General features: G+C 66.7%; 13 protein-coding genes. 9 read left to right on the top strand and 4 right to left on the bottom strand.

The window, feature by feature from the left end; genetic code table 11:
* Positions 1 to 307: 307 nt before the first annotated feature.
* Positions 308 to 1,738: an MmgE/PrpD family protein gene (locus ACNA0R_RS11140; RefSeq protein ID WP_415826049.1), complete on the bottom strand. Its 1,431-nt coding sequence runs from the start codon at positions 1,736 to 1,738 to the stop codon at positions 308 to 310.
* A gap of 194 nt (positions 1,739 to 1,932) precedes the next feature.
* Between ACNA0R_RS11140 and ACNA0R_RS11135 the strand changes: the two genes are divergently transcribed.
* The 4 genes from ACNA0R_RS11135 to ACNA0R_RS11120 all read left to right on the top strand — a co-directional run bounded on the left by ACNA0R_RS11135 (position 1,933) and on the right by ACNA0R_RS11120 (position 5,656).
* Entirely contained in the window at positions 1,933 to 2,742 is an 810-nt protein-coding gene (locus ACNA0R_RS11135) for an SDR family oxidoreductase (RefSeq protein WP_415826048.1), read from the top strand.
* 26 nt (positions 2,743 to 2,768) lie between these two features.
* The gene (locus ACNA0R_RS11130) at positions 2,769 to 3,701 is read left to right on the top strand and encodes an NAD(P)-dependent oxidoreductase (RefSeq protein WP_415826047.1); all 933 of its coding nucleotides are present in this window, start codon (positions 2,769 to 2,771) and stop codon (positions 3,699 to 3,701) included.
* 15 nt (positions 3,702 to 3,716) lie between these two features.
* Positions 3,717 to 4,589: an isocitrate lyase/PEP mutase family protein gene (locus ACNA0R_RS11125; RefSeq protein ID WP_415826046.1), complete on the top strand. Its 873-nt coding sequence runs from the start codon at positions 3,717 to 3,719 to the stop codon at positions 4,587 to 4,589.
* A 92-nt stretch (positions 4,590 to 4,681) separates the two neighbouring features.
* Positions 4,682 to 5,656 carry a Bug family tripartite tricarboxylate transporter substrate binding protein gene (locus ACNA0R_RS11120; RefSeq protein ID WP_415826045.1) on the top strand — a complete coding sequence of 325 codons (975 nt, stop codon included), beginning with the start codon at positions 4,682 to 4,684 and terminating at the stop codon, positions 5,654 to 5,656.
* Between the two features lie 30 nt (positions 5,657 to 5,686).
* Here the strand turns inward: ACNA0R_RS11120 and nirD are convergent, their stop codons facing one another.
* The 3 genes from nirD to ACNA0R_RS11105 all read right to left on the bottom strand — a co-directional run bounded on the left by nirD (position 5,687) and on the right by ACNA0R_RS11105 (position 9,544).
* Positions 5,687 to 6,043, bottom strand: coding sequence for a nitrite reductase small subunit NirD (gene nirD, locus ACNA0R_RS11115; RefSeq protein ID WP_415826044.1), 357 nt, complete (start codon positions 6,041 to 6,043; stop codon positions 5,687 to 5,689).
* Positions 6,043 to 8,601 carry a nitrite reductase large subunit NirB gene (gene nirB, locus ACNA0R_RS11110; RefSeq protein ID WP_415826043.1) on the bottom strand — a complete coding sequence of 853 codons (2,559 nt, stop codon included), beginning with the start codon at positions 8,599 to 8,601 and terminating at the stop codon, positions 6,043 to 6,045. Before nirB ends, nirD begins: the two co-directional genes overlap by 1 nt.
* Positions 8,602 to 8,989: 388 nt before the next feature.
* Positions 8,990 to 9,544, bottom strand: coding sequence for a GNAT family N-acetyltransferase (locus ACNA0R_RS11105; protein WP_415826042.1), 555 nt, complete (start codon positions 9,542 to 9,544; stop codon positions 8,990 to 8,992).
* 368 nt (positions 9,545 to 9,912) lie between these two features.
* On the opposite strand from ACNA0R_RS11105, the gene ACNA0R_RS11100 reads away from it, so the two are divergent.
* From ACNA0R_RS11100 to ACNA0R_RS11080, 5 genes are all read left to right on the top strand, one after another.
* On the top strand, positions 9,913 to 10,875 hold the full coding sequence (locus tag ACNA0R_RS11100) for a Bug family tripartite tricarboxylate transporter substrate binding protein (RefSeq protein WP_415826041.1): 963 nt from the start codon (positions 9,913 to 9,915) through the stop codon (positions 10,873 to 10,875).
* A 14-nt stretch (positions 10,876 to 10,889) separates the two neighbouring features.
* Positions 10,890 to 11,789, top strand: coding sequence for an alpha/beta fold hydrolase (locus tag ACNA0R_RS11095; protein WP_415826040.1), 900 nt, complete (start codon positions 10,890 to 10,892; stop codon positions 11,787 to 11,789).
* Positions 11,786 to 12,523: a maleate cis-trans isomerase family protein gene (locus ACNA0R_RS11090; RefSeq protein WP_415826039.1), complete on the top strand. Its 738-nt coding sequence runs from the start codon at positions 11,786 to 11,788 to the stop codon at positions 12,521 to 12,523. Before ACNA0R_RS11095 ends, ACNA0R_RS11090 begins: the two co-directional genes overlap by 4 nt.
* 129 nt (positions 12,524 to 12,652) lie before the next feature.
* Positions 12,653 to 13,621: an ornithine cyclodeaminase family protein gene (locus ACNA0R_RS11085; protein WP_415826038.1), complete on the top strand. Its 969-nt coding sequence runs from the start codon at positions 12,653 to 12,655 to the stop codon at positions 13,619 to 13,621.
* A 148-nt stretch (positions 13,622 to 13,769) separates the two neighbouring features.
* The gene (locus ACNA0R_RS11080; protein WP_415826037.1) at positions 13,770 to 14,822 is read left to right on the top strand and encodes an Ldh family oxidoreductase; all 1,053 of its coding nucleotides are present in this window, start codon (positions 13,770 to 13,772) and stop codon (positions 14,820 to 14,822) included.

Here is a 14,822-nt window from a genome sequence, read left to right as displayed (position 1 = left end):
GGAAGCCGGCGCCAGCGTCTACGCCGATCGCGGCATGCGCCTGAGCCTGGGCTACGCCGGCCAGCTCGCGCGCGGCGCCCAGTCGCATGCCATCCAGGCCAACGCCCTCTGGACGTTCTGATATTCATGACGAGGAGGCGGTGCCAAGTTCCGGCACCGCCTCCGAAGGCGGCGAGCTTACGCTGGACTATGTGTCTTAAGCCAGTCCCAGAGAGCGTCATCCATCCGGGTCTGCCAACCATTCCCCTTCGAGGCGGACGGATTGCAACTACGAATCCAATCGGGATTCAACGCCCCAGATGCCGGTCTATTGCCGTCGCACGCCGCCAGGCATGCCAGCCACTCGCGCCATCAGGCTGCCGGCGTCGGTCAGGGTGTCCAGCGCCCAGACGCCGTCGATGATGGCTTGCGCATCGCAGCCGGTTCCGCTGTATGCGCAGAGCTCACGCAACTTGGTTTCGAGATCGGCGTCCGTCAGCGGGTTGGTGGACGAGCCGCGGGCGGCGGTGATTCGGTGTTCGAAGCTTCGGCCATCGTCCAGCGTGATCCGTATGTCCACCGCATCGACCGAGTAAGCGTCGTCGTCGAAGAAATGCAATCGAGTATCCAGGACGTGCGCGCGCGGATCCGCCACGGCGGCGTCGGAGAATTCCGCCAGGCCGGCACGGCCATGCAATAGGCATACGGCGACGGCGTGCTGCGCGCTGACTTGCGATTCGCGACCGCTGCGCACGCCCGGACGATCGGTGCGCTGGCGCAGCAGGGGGTGGCCGGTGAGTTCGACCCGCGCCACGCGAGCCGGATCGCAAGCGGCCAGGGCGGGATCCTTCCTGAGCGCCAGCACCGCTTCGATGACAGGGTTCAGCACGACGCCGCACGGATACGGCTTGTAGGTGTTGGTGCACAGCTCCCATTGCTGGCCCAATCCCTCGACCAGCCGTTCCGGGGCGGGGGAGGCGGACAGCACATTGAGCACGCCTCGCGCGCCCTCGATCGGCTGGTCGGGGCCGGCCAGGCCCTCGCGCGCCAGCATGGCGGCAAGCAGCCCGTTGCGGGCGGTATTGCCGACGGCGATGCTTTTCGCCATGGTGCCCAGCGTTTCCACCAGCCCGCCGGTCTGGTTGCCCGCTCCCGCCAGCGCCCATGCCGTGTGCCGCGCATCCAGGCCGAGCAGCCTGGCGCTGGCGACGGCGGCGCCGAATACGCCGCAGGTCGAGGTGATGTGCCAGCCCCGCGAGTAGTGTCCCAGCGTCAGGGCATTGCCCATGCGGCATTCGATCTCCGCGCCCAGGACGAAGGCGTGCAGCAACCGCGCGCCGCTGACAGGCTGGACTTGCGCCAACGCGAAAACGGCGGGCGCGACGGGCGCCGTGGGATGGATGATGGTGGCGGGATGGGTGTCATCGAAGTCGAACACATTGGCCATCATGGCGTTGAGGCTGGCTGCGTTCAGGATGTCCGTACGCTGGCCGCGGCCGATGATATCGGCCTGCCGCCCCGCGCTGAACGGCGCGAAGACACGCACGGCGATGTCCACGGTCGGGTCGCTGCTGCCGGCCAGCGCCACCGCGAAGTAGTTCAGCAGCGAACGCCGCGCCTCGTGGCGCACGGCTTCCGGGACGTCCTCCCAGCGCCAGTCGGCGCCGAAGCGCGCCACCGCCCGCGTAATGGGGCCGAAGTGCTCCACATCCGAAGGCTGGGGAGACGGCGCGGGCAGGTCTGCTGATCGTTGATTCATCTTGTTTCCATCGTTGTCTTCGACGCTCCGCCGCACGCGTGCGCGGGCTGTCCGGCACGCCCGTCACCGGGCGTGGGCGGAATCGTAATGACGAAGCTTTTGCATATTGATGATAATACAATCATACTAACTGCCGAAATGGCCGGTGCGTGAGTCCCTGGACACCACCGGCGGACGACAACAAGAGGAGCACCATGGAGACGGACAATGCCAGCACGCCGCCGCTGCGCGGCCGCCGGGCGGTCATCACCGGCTCGGTGGCGGGCCTGGGCCACGCCATCGCGCGGCAGCTCGCCGCGGCGGGCGCGGATGTGATGTTGCACGGCCTGGAGCCGATCCGCGACGCCCAGGCGGCCGCGAGCCGGCTGGCCGGCGAGACCGGCGCACGGGTATCGCTGTCACGCGCGGACCTGAATGACGTGAGGCAGATCGAAGCCATGATGGCGCAGGCCGAGGCCGAACTCGGCGGCGTCGATATCCTGGTGAATAACGCCGTGGTCAGGCATTTCGCGCCGGTCGACCAGCTGCGGACCGAGCATTGGAATGAAGCGCTGGCGGTCAATTTGTCGGCGGCCTTCCATACCGTGCGGCTGGCGCTGCCCGGGATGCGCTCGCGCGGATGGGGCCGCATTGTGAACATGTCCTCGGTCTATGGCGCCGGCGCCACGTCGGACCGCATCGCCTATATCACCACCAAGACCGCGCTGATCGGGATGACGCGCGCCATTGCGATTGAAACGGCGCGCACGGGAGTGACCTGCAACGCCCTGATGCCGGGTACCGTGCCCACGCCGCCCATCGTCGAGCGGATCGCGGGTATCGCCGCGGACCAGGGCATCCCGGAAGCCGAGGCCGCCGCGAATTATCTGCGGGCGCGCCAACCCACGGGCCGCTTTGTCGCGATGGAAAGCGTAGCGGCCATGGTCATGCTGCTGTGCTCGCCGGCGGGTGCCGACATCACCGGCGCCATGCTGCCGGTCGACGGCGGCTGGACGGCCGCCTGAGCCACGGAATCGAAACGAAAACCTCGATGGAGACGAAGATGAACGACAGCGGAAAGCCCCACCTTGGATTTGTCGGCATAGGCCGCATGGGCGCGCCCATGGCGCGGCGGCTGCTGGAAGCCGGCTATCCACTCACCATCCACGACGCCCAGCCGGACGCCGTCCGGGAATTGATGGCGCTGGGCGCGCGGGCCGCGGACTCGCCGCGCGCGGTCGCCGACGCCGCTTCCATCGTGCTGGTGTCGCTGCCCAAGCCCGACATCGTTACCGAGGTGGCCTTGGGCGCCGAGGGGCTGGCGCACGGCAGCGCGGTGCGCATCGTCGTCGATCTATCGACATCGGGCGCCCAGGCGGCGCAGCGCCTGGCGCGCGGGCTGGGCGAGCGCGGCATCGCGTCGGTGGATTGCCCCGTCAGCGGCGGCATGGCGGGCGCCGCCAAGGGCACCCTCGCACTGATGCTGTCGGGACCGCGCGAGGCCTGCGACACCGTGACGCCCGTGCTGCAGGTGCTGGGCAAGCACTTCTACATTGGCGAACAGCCGGGCCTGGCGCAGACCATGAAGGTCATCAACAACCTGGTCTCGGTAACCGCGCTCGCCGTCACCTCGGAAGCCCTGGTCATGGGTGTGAAGGCCGGTCTCGACCCGGACATCATGGTCCAGGTGATCAATTCCGGATCCGGTCGCAGCAATTCCTCCGAGGACAAGATACCCAAGTACGTGTTGAGCCGCAGCTTCGGTTTCGGCTTCGCCATGGGGCTGTCGGCCAAGGACGTCGGCCTGTGCCTGTCCGAAAGCGAGGCCATAGGCGCGCCGCTGCGTGTGGGCAGGGTGGTGCGGGACTTATTGAACGATGCCGTCGCGCGCCTGGGCGACCAGGCCGACATGACGGAGATCGTGCGACTGGCGGAAGAAGCGGCAGGCGTGGAAGTCCGCGGCAAGGCGGCCGGCCAAGGCTGAAATCAAGGAGACGACATGACCCGTAATGAACGATTCCGTGCACTGCTCAAAAAACCGCCCTTCGTCTGCATGGGCGCCCACGACGCGGTGACGGCAATGCTCGCCGAGCAAGCCGGTGCGCCCGCGATCTACGTCAGCGGCTTCGTCGCATCCGCCATCGTGGCGGGCAAGCCCGACGTGGGCCTGCTGTCGCAGACCGAGATGTTCGACCATATCCGGCGCATCTGCCGCGTGACCAGCATCCCCGTCTTCGCCGATGCCGATACGGGTTATGGCGGTGTCCTGGATGCCCAGCGCACCATCCAGCTGTGGGAGGAGGCCGGCACATCGGTACTGCATCTGGAAGACCAGGCGGTGCCCAAGCGCTGCGGCCACTTCGCCGGCAAGCAGCTGGTTTCCAAGGAAGAAATGACGCAGAAGCTGCGCGCGATGCTGGATGCGCGCACAGACCCGAATTTCTTTGTCGTGGCCCGTACCGACGCGATCGCCGTGACCGGGCTCGCGGATGCCCTGGACCGCCTGGAGGCGTATTCGGCGACCGGTGTCGATGGCCTGTACGCCGATGCCCCGGAAAGCGTCGACCAGATGCGCGAGATCATTCGCAGGCTCAAGCCCCTGGGCAAGCCCATTCTGTTCAACATGGTGCGGTCCGGCAAAAGCCCCTACCTGTCGCTCAAGGAAATCCACGACATCGGCTTCGATTACGCGCTGTGCCCGGTGGAGCCGATGCTGGCGATGCACAAGGCGGTCAAGGACATGATGGAGACCTTCATGCGCGAAGGCTGCTCGACCAATGCGATCGCCGACCGCCTTACGCCTTTCGAGGAGTTCAACAAGTTCGTCGGCCTGGACCGCATTACGCGCGAGGAGTCGAAGTACGCGATCTAGGCCGTGTCGTCCGCAGTGCTTGCATCCGAATAGAACCGGGCCGCGGCGCCGGCGTACATCGCCGGCCCACGCGGCCCACAAGGAGACAAACCATGAAGCATCGGATCAGTTCCATCCTTTTCGCGTCCGCAATGGCGCTGGGCGCCGGCGCGGCGCTGGCCCAGTCCGGCGCCGCCGACAAGTTTCCCGACAAGCCGGTCACCCTGGTGGTGCCTTATTCGCCGGGGGGCGGTAGCGATAACATCGCCCGCGCCACGGCGAACTTCCTGTCGCAGTACTGGAAGCAGCCCGTCATCGTGGAAAACAAGCCGGGCGCGGATGGCATGATCGCCACCCGCCAGGTCATGCGAGCGGCGCCGGACGGCTATACCCTGCTGATTTCCATTCCGGCGATCGCCGCGCTGAAGTACATCAGCAAATCCATGGATGCCGACCCCTTGGTGGAGTTGCGGCCGGTCAGCATGCTGGCTTCCGGGCCGACGGGGATCGTGGTGAAGGCCGGCACGGAAATCCAGACCATCGACGATCTGAAGCGTGCCTGCGCGAAGAACGCGGCGCGCTGCAGCTGGGCCAGCGGCGAACCCTTCACCTTGCTGGCGGGCACGGGCCTGGTGGAGAAGATGGGCCTGAAGGATATGACGAACGTGCGCTATGCCGGCACCTCCGCCGCGGTCAACGATATCATCGGCGGCCGCGTCACCATGGTGGTGACCGGTTTGTCGTCGGTGGTGCCGCATCATAAGGCGGGCACCATGAAGATCCTGGCGCTGAGCAGCGACAAGCGCTTGCCTGAGGTGCCCGACGTGCCGACCTACGCCGAGACCGGCCTGGGCGATGTGGACTTCACCAACAACTGGTATGGCATCTTCGTGCCGGCCAAGACGCCGGACGCGCTGGTGAAGAAGATCGCCGACGGCATGCACCAGGCGGCGCAGGATCCGCAGGTGCTGAAAGTACTGCAACCCCTGCTGATCCAGCCCGTGGGCAGTACGCCCGAGGAATTCGCCGCCACGGTGAAGCGTGCGCAGGCGACCGTCGACAAGCTATCCAGCCATTTGACGCAGTGATGGCGGGTTTCCCGCCACGGAAATGGGCCGTCAGAACGCCGGCCGCGTTTCCACCATATCGCCATTGAAGCGCGCCTGCCAGGTACGCAGGCGCTGCTCCGGATACTCCACGCACTGCCCGTCGCGCAGCCGGAAATGCTGCTTGTACAAGGGCGAGGCGACCACCAGTTCGCCGCCCAGGTGGCCGACGATCCCGCGTCCCACGACATTGGCGCCGGACTTGGGATCACGGTTGTCCACGGCGTACAAGGCTTCGCCTTCGTCGCCCGGGACGTAGAACAGGGCGATCTGCGCGCCGTCGACCAGCGCGACCACGCCGGAGTTGCTCACCAGATCGCGGCGCCTGCAGGCCGGACGCCAATCCTCGTCGTTATCGGTGGCGTGCATCAGGCGATCTCCTCGATGATGGGAATGGCGCGGATTTCGGCGGGACGCGCCGGCCGCGGTTGGCCGCGCTCCTGCACGAACTGTATGTCCGGGTCCGGCCGCCGGTCGTTGACGAAGGTACGGAAGCGCTTGAGCTTCTCCGGATCCTTCAAGGCGTTGGCCCATTCGCATTCGTAGCGATCGACCACCAGCCGCATCTGTGCTTCCAGTTCCGCGGCCAGTCCCAGGCTGTCCTCGATGATGACCGCCTTCAGATAGTCCAGGCCGCCTTCCAGCGAGTCGCGCCACACGGACGTGCGCTGCAGCTTGTCGGCGGTGCGGATGTAGAACATCAGGAAGCGGTCGATGTAGCGGATCAGGGTGGCGTCGTCCAGGTCGGTGGCGAACAACTCGGCGTGGCGCGGCCGCATGCCGCCGTTCCCGCAGACATACAGGTTCCAGCCCTTGTCGGTGGCGATCACGCCGACGTCCTTGCTCTGCGCTTCGGCGCATTCGCGCGTGCAGCCCGAGACCGCGAACTTCAGTTTGTGCGGGGCACGCAGGCCTTTGTAGCGGTTCTCGATGTCCAGGGCCATCTTGACGCTGTCCTGCACGCCGTAGCGGCACCAGGTGCTGCCGACGCAGGATTTCACGGTGCGCGTGGCCTTGCCGTAGGCATGGCCGGTTTCGAAGCCCGCGGCGATCAGTGCTTCCCAGATGTCCGGCAGCTCATGCAGCTGCGCGCCGAACAGATCGATGCGCTGGCCGCCGGTGATCTTGGTGTACAGCTTGTACTGCTTGGCGATCGCCCCAATGGCCAGCAGGCCGTCCGGGGTGATCTCCCCGCCCGGTATGCGCGGCACCACGGAATAGGTGCCGTTCTTCTGCATATTCGCCATGAAGGTGTCGTTGGTGTCCTGCAGCGGCACCAGGCTGGGATCCTGGATCGGCCGGTTCCAGCACGATGCCAGTATGGACGCCACGGCCGGCTTGCAGATGTCGCAGCCCACCCGGCCGCGGCCATGCCGCGCCAGCAGTTCTTCGAAGGTTTCTATCCCTTCGACCCGTACCATGCCGTACAGCTCCTGCCGCGTGTAGGCGAAGTGTTCGCACAGGCTTTTATCCACGGCGACGCCGCGGCGGGATAGTTCGTGTTCGAAGACCTGCTTGAGCAGCGCGCTACAGCCGCCGCATCCCGTGGACGCCTTGGTGCGGGACTTGACCGCCGCCAGGTCGGTGCAGCCATCGTCGATGGCCGCGCAGACGGCGCCCTTGCTGACGTTGTGGCAGGAACAGATGGTGGCCGTGGCGGGCAGGGCGTCCGGCCCCAGCGCCGGCGCGCCCTGGCCGGACGGCAGGATGAGGCTGGCCGGATCGGCGGGCGGCGCGATGCCGTTCTGCGCGTATTGCAGCAGGGTGTCGTAATAGCTGTTGTCGCCCACCAGCACCGCGCCCAGCACGCGTTTGCCGTCGCCGGACACCACCAGCCGGCGATAGCCCGCGCCGGCCTCGTCGATGTAGCGGTAGCTGACCGCGCCGGGCGTCCTGGCGTGGGCGTCGCCGATGGAGCCGACGTCCACGCCCAGCAGCTTCAGCTTGGTCGACATGTCGGCGCCGGTGAACGGCTGCGCGGTGCCGCCGCACAGCTCGGCCGCCGCGGTGCGCGCCATCTGGTAGCCCGGCGCCACCAGGCCGAAGACCGTGCCGTTCCAGATCGCGCATTCGCCGATGGCGTAGATATGTTCGTCGCTGGTGCGGCAGCAGTCGTCGATGACGATGCCGCCGCGTTCACCCACCGTCAGGCCGCCGGCGCGCGCCAGGCCGTCGCGCGGCCGGATGCCCGCGGAAAACACCACCAGGTCGGTTTCCAGCGGTTCGCCTTCCGCGAAACGCATGCTGTAGCGATAGCGCAGCCCTTCCTTGATCGCCTGCGTGGACCTGGATACGTGCACGCTGGCGCCGAGGGCCTCGATGCGCGATTTCAAGGCGGCGCCGCCGAAGTCGTCCAGTTGCACCGGCATCAGGCGCGGGGCGAATTCCACCACGTGGACCTCCAGGCCCAGGGTTTTCAGCGAATTGGCGGCTTCCAGCCCCAGCAGGCCGCCGCCCACCACGACCCCGCGGCGCGCGCCCACCGCCGCCTCGCGTATCGTGTCCAGATCGTCGAGCGTGCGGTACACCAGCCCGGCCGTGCCTTCGGCGCCGGCCACGGGCGGCACGAAAGGGAAGGAGCCGGTGGCCAGCACCAGCTTGTCGTAGGGCTGGCGTCCTTCGTCGGTGACGATCTGGCGATTGTGACGGTCGATCTCCTGCACGCGTACCCCCAGGCGCAGGCTCAGGCCCGGGCGTTCGTAGAAAGCCGCGTCGCTCATGGCCATGGACTCGGCGTCGCGTCCCGCCAGGTACTCGGACAGGTGCACCCTATCGTAGGCGCGGCGCGTTTCTTCACCGTAGATCAGGATGCGGTAGCGATCCAGCGCGCCCTGGGCGATCGCCTGTTCGACGAAGTGATGACCGACCATGCCGTTGCCGACCACGACCAGGGTCTGGATGGGGGGAGTAAGGTGCGCTGCGTTCATGTGTAGTCACCGGGCGTCGCGTCCGCCTTTACGGAAGACGAAAACAGAAATCGAAAAGCAAAAGACAAAAAGGCGCCCGCGACCGTGAGGTCGAGGCGCCTTTGCCTGTGCTGCTCAAGTTGTGATGCCGGGATCGTTCCCGGCCTGGAAGATCAAGCAATACGCATGCCAGGTCCGGCCCCCGCGGGCTGGCACCGGCGGGGGCCGGGATGCGTCCATGTGGTGCGCATTCCGGTGCGCGATGCACGGTTTCGGGCCTGTCCCGCTATGGCGTTTCGAGCGCGATCAGCGGGCCGTCCGGATTCAGCGCACGGATGCAGCGTCGGTGCGCGGGTGCGCTGTATGTGACGATCGCCGACGGTGAAATAGGAACAGGCCGCCAGGGCGATCAGGACAGCAGGCGCGCCATGATCACGATGTCTTCGTGATGGCCATCCAGATAGCGCGCCTTGCGCTTCACGCCTTCTTCGACGAATCCGCAGGACTGATAGAGCGCGCGTGCCGCCGCGTTGGCGGCATAGACTTCCAGCTCTATGCGGCTGAGTTTCAGCCCGGCCGCGGCGCGAACGGCGGCGGTCAGCAAGGCCTTGCCGACGCCGCGGCCGCGCCAATCCGGGCGCACCCCCATGCCCAGCACGCCGGTATGCCTGAAGCCGGGCTGGGCCAGCGGCACGATATCGCACCATCCGACGACGTCGCGGCCGACCAGGGCCACGTAGTGCGGATGCCGCATGGCGATGTTGTTCATGACGAAGGCGCGCGTCTGCTCCGCCGGCGGCGCCTGCAGAAAGCTCAGATGCCGGCGCTCGCGCGCGACGGTGTCCAGCGCGCGCCTATAGCCTTCGATATGCGCGGGCGCGATAGGAAGGACGCTGTAGTCGGACACCGCCGGGGACTGTTTCGGTCCGGGCCGCGGGCGCCCCAGTAGCTGCAAACGTTTCATGGTCGCGAGCCAGTGTCATGGGTGTCTCCATAGTATGCCGCGCGTGGCGCCGCGAAGCTTTCTGCTGTCTTGGCGGCATTCAACGGCGGGTGCACGTCATAAGGAGGAGGCGGACCGCCCGGCGCGCGTTTGACAAATCCGACGGCAGCGCCCTATAGTCCATTGAACGATATAGTGGCCCGATAGGCGGAACAACCCGTCATCGATACCAGGGTCGAAGATCTGCCGGCCGATACCGTCGCGCGGGCCAGGTCACGCCTGCTGGACGCGCTGACCGCGCTGTTGCCACCCGCCAGGCCAGGCGACGCCGCATGATCCAACAGGCTCCGGACCACCGGAGCCATCCATTACAAATCAGGAGACTCATCATGAAATTGGCCAGCCTCGTGGTGGCGGGCATCGCCGCGCTTGTCGCCGACGGCGCGGCGCACGCCGCGTATCCGGACCGTCCCATACACGTCATCGTGCCGTTCCCGCCAGGGGGTTCGACCGACGTGGTGACGCGGATCGTGGTGGCCAAGGCGCAGGAGTTGCTCGGTCAGAACATCATCGTGGAAAACCGCGGCGGCGCGGGCAGCATCATCGGCTCCGACTACGTCGCCAAGGCAGCGCCGGACGGCTATACGTTGCTGGTGGGCCAGACCGCCTTCGCGGTGAACGCCTCGTTGCGCGAAAAGTTGCCCTACGACACGGTCAAGGACTTCACGCCCATCGCACTGATGGCCGACCATCCGGGCGTATTCCTGGCGCAGTACACCAAGCCGTACAACACCTTCAAGGAGTTCATTGCCTACACCAAGGCGAATCCCGGCAAGGTGGTGTATTCATCGGCGGGCACCGGCAGCTGGCCGCATTTGTCCATGGCCATGCTGGCCAAGGACGCCGGCCTGCAGATGGTGCATGTGCCCTATCAAGGCACGGGCCCCGCGAAGGCGGACCTGATCGCCGGCCGCGTGGACGTCAAGATCGAGGCTTATGCGACGTCCATGGGCATGGTTAAGGATGGCAAGTTGAAGGTACTGGCGGTGACCAGCGCGCAGCGCGATCCGATCCTGCCGGACGTGCCCACCATCGCCGAACTGGGTTATCCCGGTTATGAAACCTCGTATTGGATCGGCCTGCTGGGCCCCGCCAGGATGCCGCCCGACGTCACCGCCAAACTGGAAAAAGTCTTCCTGCAAGCGGTGAACGATCCGGACGTCAGGCAGAAGCTGGAGGCCCAGACCATACATCCGCATGCCTTGCCGGCCCAGGATCTGCAGGCCTTGATCCAGAAGGAAATCGACAAATGGGCCGCGGTGATCAAGGACGGCAACATCGACAAGCAATAAGCCCGGAGATGTGCATGGAAGATCGCAAGGAACATGGGCCTATGGCGCGGGACAGGATGGCCGATGACGCTTCGGCGCGCCGCGTTTCCCGGCGGCTGACGGTGGCGCCGGGCATCGAGATCGCATATGTGGTGGACGACTACACCGATGGCTGGCGCGAGCCCCCACTGGTCATGCTGCTGCACGGCGTGTCCGAATCGGCGGAGGCTTTCACCGGCTGGGTGCCCACGCTGGCAAGGCGTTGCCGCGTCGTGCGCGTGGACCTGCGCGGCCACGGCCTGTCGTCGCCGGTGGGCGAGCACGACGTGCTGTCGATCGCGTCCATGGCCGACGATATCGATGCGCTGGCGCGGCAGCTGGGCGGCAGTATCCACGTGGTGGGCGCCAAATTGGGCGCGCAGATCGCCCTGGAATTGGCCCAGCGCGGCGCGCCATGGATGGCCTCGCTGACCCTGGCCGGCGTGCTGATTTCGCCGGGCGGCGCCCTGGGCAAATGGGTCGACGACTGGCTGGCCCTGATCGACAGGTCGGGCGTCGAAGGCTGGGCGCGCGCCACCATGCCCGGCCGCATGGGCACCGCCCTATCGCCGCGGGGCATGGAATGGTGGACGCGCTATATGGGGCGGGCGCCCACGGCGACCGTCAAGGCCTGCATCCGCATGTTCCCGCGCCTGGCGGAGCCTGCCCGCCTGGAGCGGATACGCTGCCCCACGCAAGTCGTCGTCGCCGTACAGCCGGAGAAGCCGGGCGCGTATGACCAGCGTCAGCCGGTGGCCGAAGTCCGCCGCTGGCAGACCCGGATACCCGGATCGGAGCTGGTCGAACTGCAGGCCGACTCTTATCACATCGCCGCCACGCATCCCGATGCCTGCGCGGCCATCGCTTTGCGTTTTATCGAAAGGATTTCATCATGATGGGATGGCGCGGCCGTATCGGCTTTTTGGTTCCCCCGGGCAATCCGACCGTGGAGCCCGAGATGCAGCAGTTGGTTCCCAAAGGGGTGTCCCTGCATTTCACGCGCATGGTGGCTCATGGGCTGACCGGCGCGCATGCGGGACAGGAGGACCGCAACCGCACGCAGATCGAACACATACCGGAAAACGTCGGGCTGCTCGCCATGGTCAAGCCCGGCGTGATCGTCATGGCCCATACCGCATCCAGCTACACGCTGGGCAGGCAGGGCGAGGCCGAATTGATCGCGCGCATGGAAAAGCAGTACGGCATTCCTTTCATCACCGCCTTCGGCAGCGTGCTGGCCGCGTTCAAGCACCTGGGCATCGAACGCGTGGCCTACGCGACGCCGTACAACGAACAGACGACGCTGCAGGGCAGGGCCCACCTGGAGGCCTGCGGAATGAATGTGGTGGCGCACGGCATCCTGCCGGGGGTGGTCAACATCTATGACGAAAGCCCGGAACGCGCGTATGCGCTGGGACGCCAGGTCGATCATCCGGATGCCCAGGCCCTGTTCCTGAGCGGCGTCGGCATGCCGACCGTGGATGCCATCAACCTGCTCGAACGCGACCTGGGCAAGCCCGTGATTTCCAGCGCCACGGCGATGATGTGGAATGCATTGCGCGTCATCGGCGTGCGCGATGCGGCGGTGGACGGCGGGCTGCTCTTGTCGGGCGCGGCGGACCGGGCGTAGTGATAGGCGGTGGCGGCGCCGGACCAGGGCGGCCCGTTTTCCGGCTGTGTTTTTCCGGCTATCGTTTCCTGGCTATCGTTCCCGACTAACCTCTCTTTTTCGGCGCGAGCGCGCCTATAGGATGCCGGCATGGTGCTCTATCTGAACGAATCCGACGTGCGTCAATTGCTGACGATGTCCCGGGCGGTGGAAGAAGTGGAGCGCGCGTTTTCAGCGCACGGCCGCGGCAAGGCCTTCGATGTGCCACGGCGGCGCACGCGCCAGCCGGGCGGGCACCTGCACATCCTGCAGGCCGCCGCGCCGGAAATCGGCTACATCGGCTACAAGGCCTACTACAACCGTCCGGGCAAGCCGCTGAATACCCTGCTGCACATGATGAACCATGAGCAGGGCAACACGGAGGCGATCATCGAATCCGATTGGCTGGGCCGCATACGCACCGGCGCGGCGACCGGCGTGGCCGCGCGCTACCTGGCGCGCGAGGATGCCCGGGTCATGGGCCTGTTCGGCTACGGCCGCCATGCGCGCACGCAGCTCGAAGCCGTCTGCACCGTACGCGACATTCAGGAAGTCAAGGTGTTCGGACGCAACCAGGACGCCGTGCGGGCCTTCTGCGACGAGATGTCGCCGCGCGTGCCGGCCCGCCTGCGGCCCGCGGCGTCGCGCGAGGACGCCGTGCGCGGTTCGGACGTCATCGTCACCATGACCAAGGCGTCCGAACCGCTGTTCGATGGCCGCTGGCTGGAACCGGGCACCTTCGTCGCCGCCACCGGGTCGAATGCCCTGGACCGCCGCGAGATCGATACCGAAACCGTGCGCCGCGCGGACGTCATCGTCGTGGATTCGCGCGAAGTCGCGCAGGGCGAGTGCGGCGACCTGTTGCCGGCCTACGAGAACGGCCTGATCTATTGGGAGGATCTGGCCGACATGGGCGGCGTGGTCACGGGGCGTTGGCCTGCCCGTACGTCCGATGCGCAGATCACGCTGTTCGAGTCGCATGGCATGGCGATACAGGATCTGTACGCCGGCGCCGTCATCCTGGCGGCCGCGCGTGAGCGCGGCATGGGCGTGTCCCTGCCCATGGGGCCTGCCGCCTGAGCCTGCCGGCGGGATCAGCCCGCTGATGCGTTTCACGCATCAATCGAACGAATATTTGCGCTTTACCGGATAAGCGCCTTTGCGCATCATGCTGGCCGTGCCGCCCGATCCGGGCGGCGCTTCCGCTTTTACCGGGGACGAGACAGCGATGACGGCGCAAGTACAAGACAAGGACCTCTACACCGAGGCAGAACTGACTGACCTGGGTACCCGGGCGTTTATGGGCCTGGGCCTGCCCGAAGCCGATGCCGCCGACGTGGCGCGCATCCTGGTGCTGGCGGACCTGTTCGGCTTGTCCACGCATGGATTGAGCCGTATCGAATCGTATGGCGATCGTCTGCAGGTCAACGGCATCAATGCCCGTGCGCGCGTGAGCACGCAAGCGGTGGCGCCGGCGCTGCGACTGGTCGATGGCGACAATGGCGTGGGGCCGCTGGTGGGCATGCATGCCCTGCGCGCGGCCATGGAAGCCGCGGAATCCTGCGGCGTCGGCGTGGCCTTCGCGCGTGGCAGCAATCATTTCGGGCCGATCTCGCCGTATGGCCTGATCGCCGCGCAGGCCGGCTACGCCAGCATCATCGGCAGCAACGCCACCACCACCATCGCGCCCTGGGGCGGCAGCGACGCCAGGCTGGGCAATAGTCCGCTGGGCTTCGGCGTGCCCAGCCCCGGCGGCAATCCCTTCCTGCTGGACATGGCCATGAGCGTGGTGGCTCGCGCCAAGATCCGCAATGCGCTCAAGCGCGGCCAGGCCATCCCGGATAGCTGGGCCACCGATGCCGGCGGGCGTCCCACCACCGACCCCAAGGCGGCGCTGGACGGTTTTCTGCTGCCCATAGGCGGGCACAAAGGCTATGGCCTGGCGCTGCTGGTGGATATGTTCTCCGGCGTGCTGTCCAACGCGGCCTACCTGACGCATGTGAAGTCCTGGGTGGACGCGCCCGACGAACCGCAGAATCTGGGCCATTTCTTCATCCTGATCGACACGCGCCGGCTGGGTTCGACGCAATGGCTGGCCGATCGTATGAACGACTTCGCCGCCATCCTGCACGACAGTCCGCCCGCCGACCCCGCCCAGCCCGTCATCGTCCCTGGCGAGATCGAATTGAGCAAGATGGCGCGCCAGCGCCGCGAAGGCATCGCGCTGGACCCGGCGACGGTGGCGCTGCTGCGGCGGCATGCCGCCAAGGCGCCCGCCTGA

The organism is Bordetella sputigena (assembly GCF_965137885.1).
Classification (GTDB): domain Bacteria; phylum Pseudomonadota; class Gammaproteobacteria; order Burkholderiales; family Burkholderiaceae_B; genus Bordetella_C; species Bordetella_C sputigena.
Note: the sequence above shows the minus strand (reverse complement) of the source record. Positions and strands in the feature narration are given on the sequence as shown.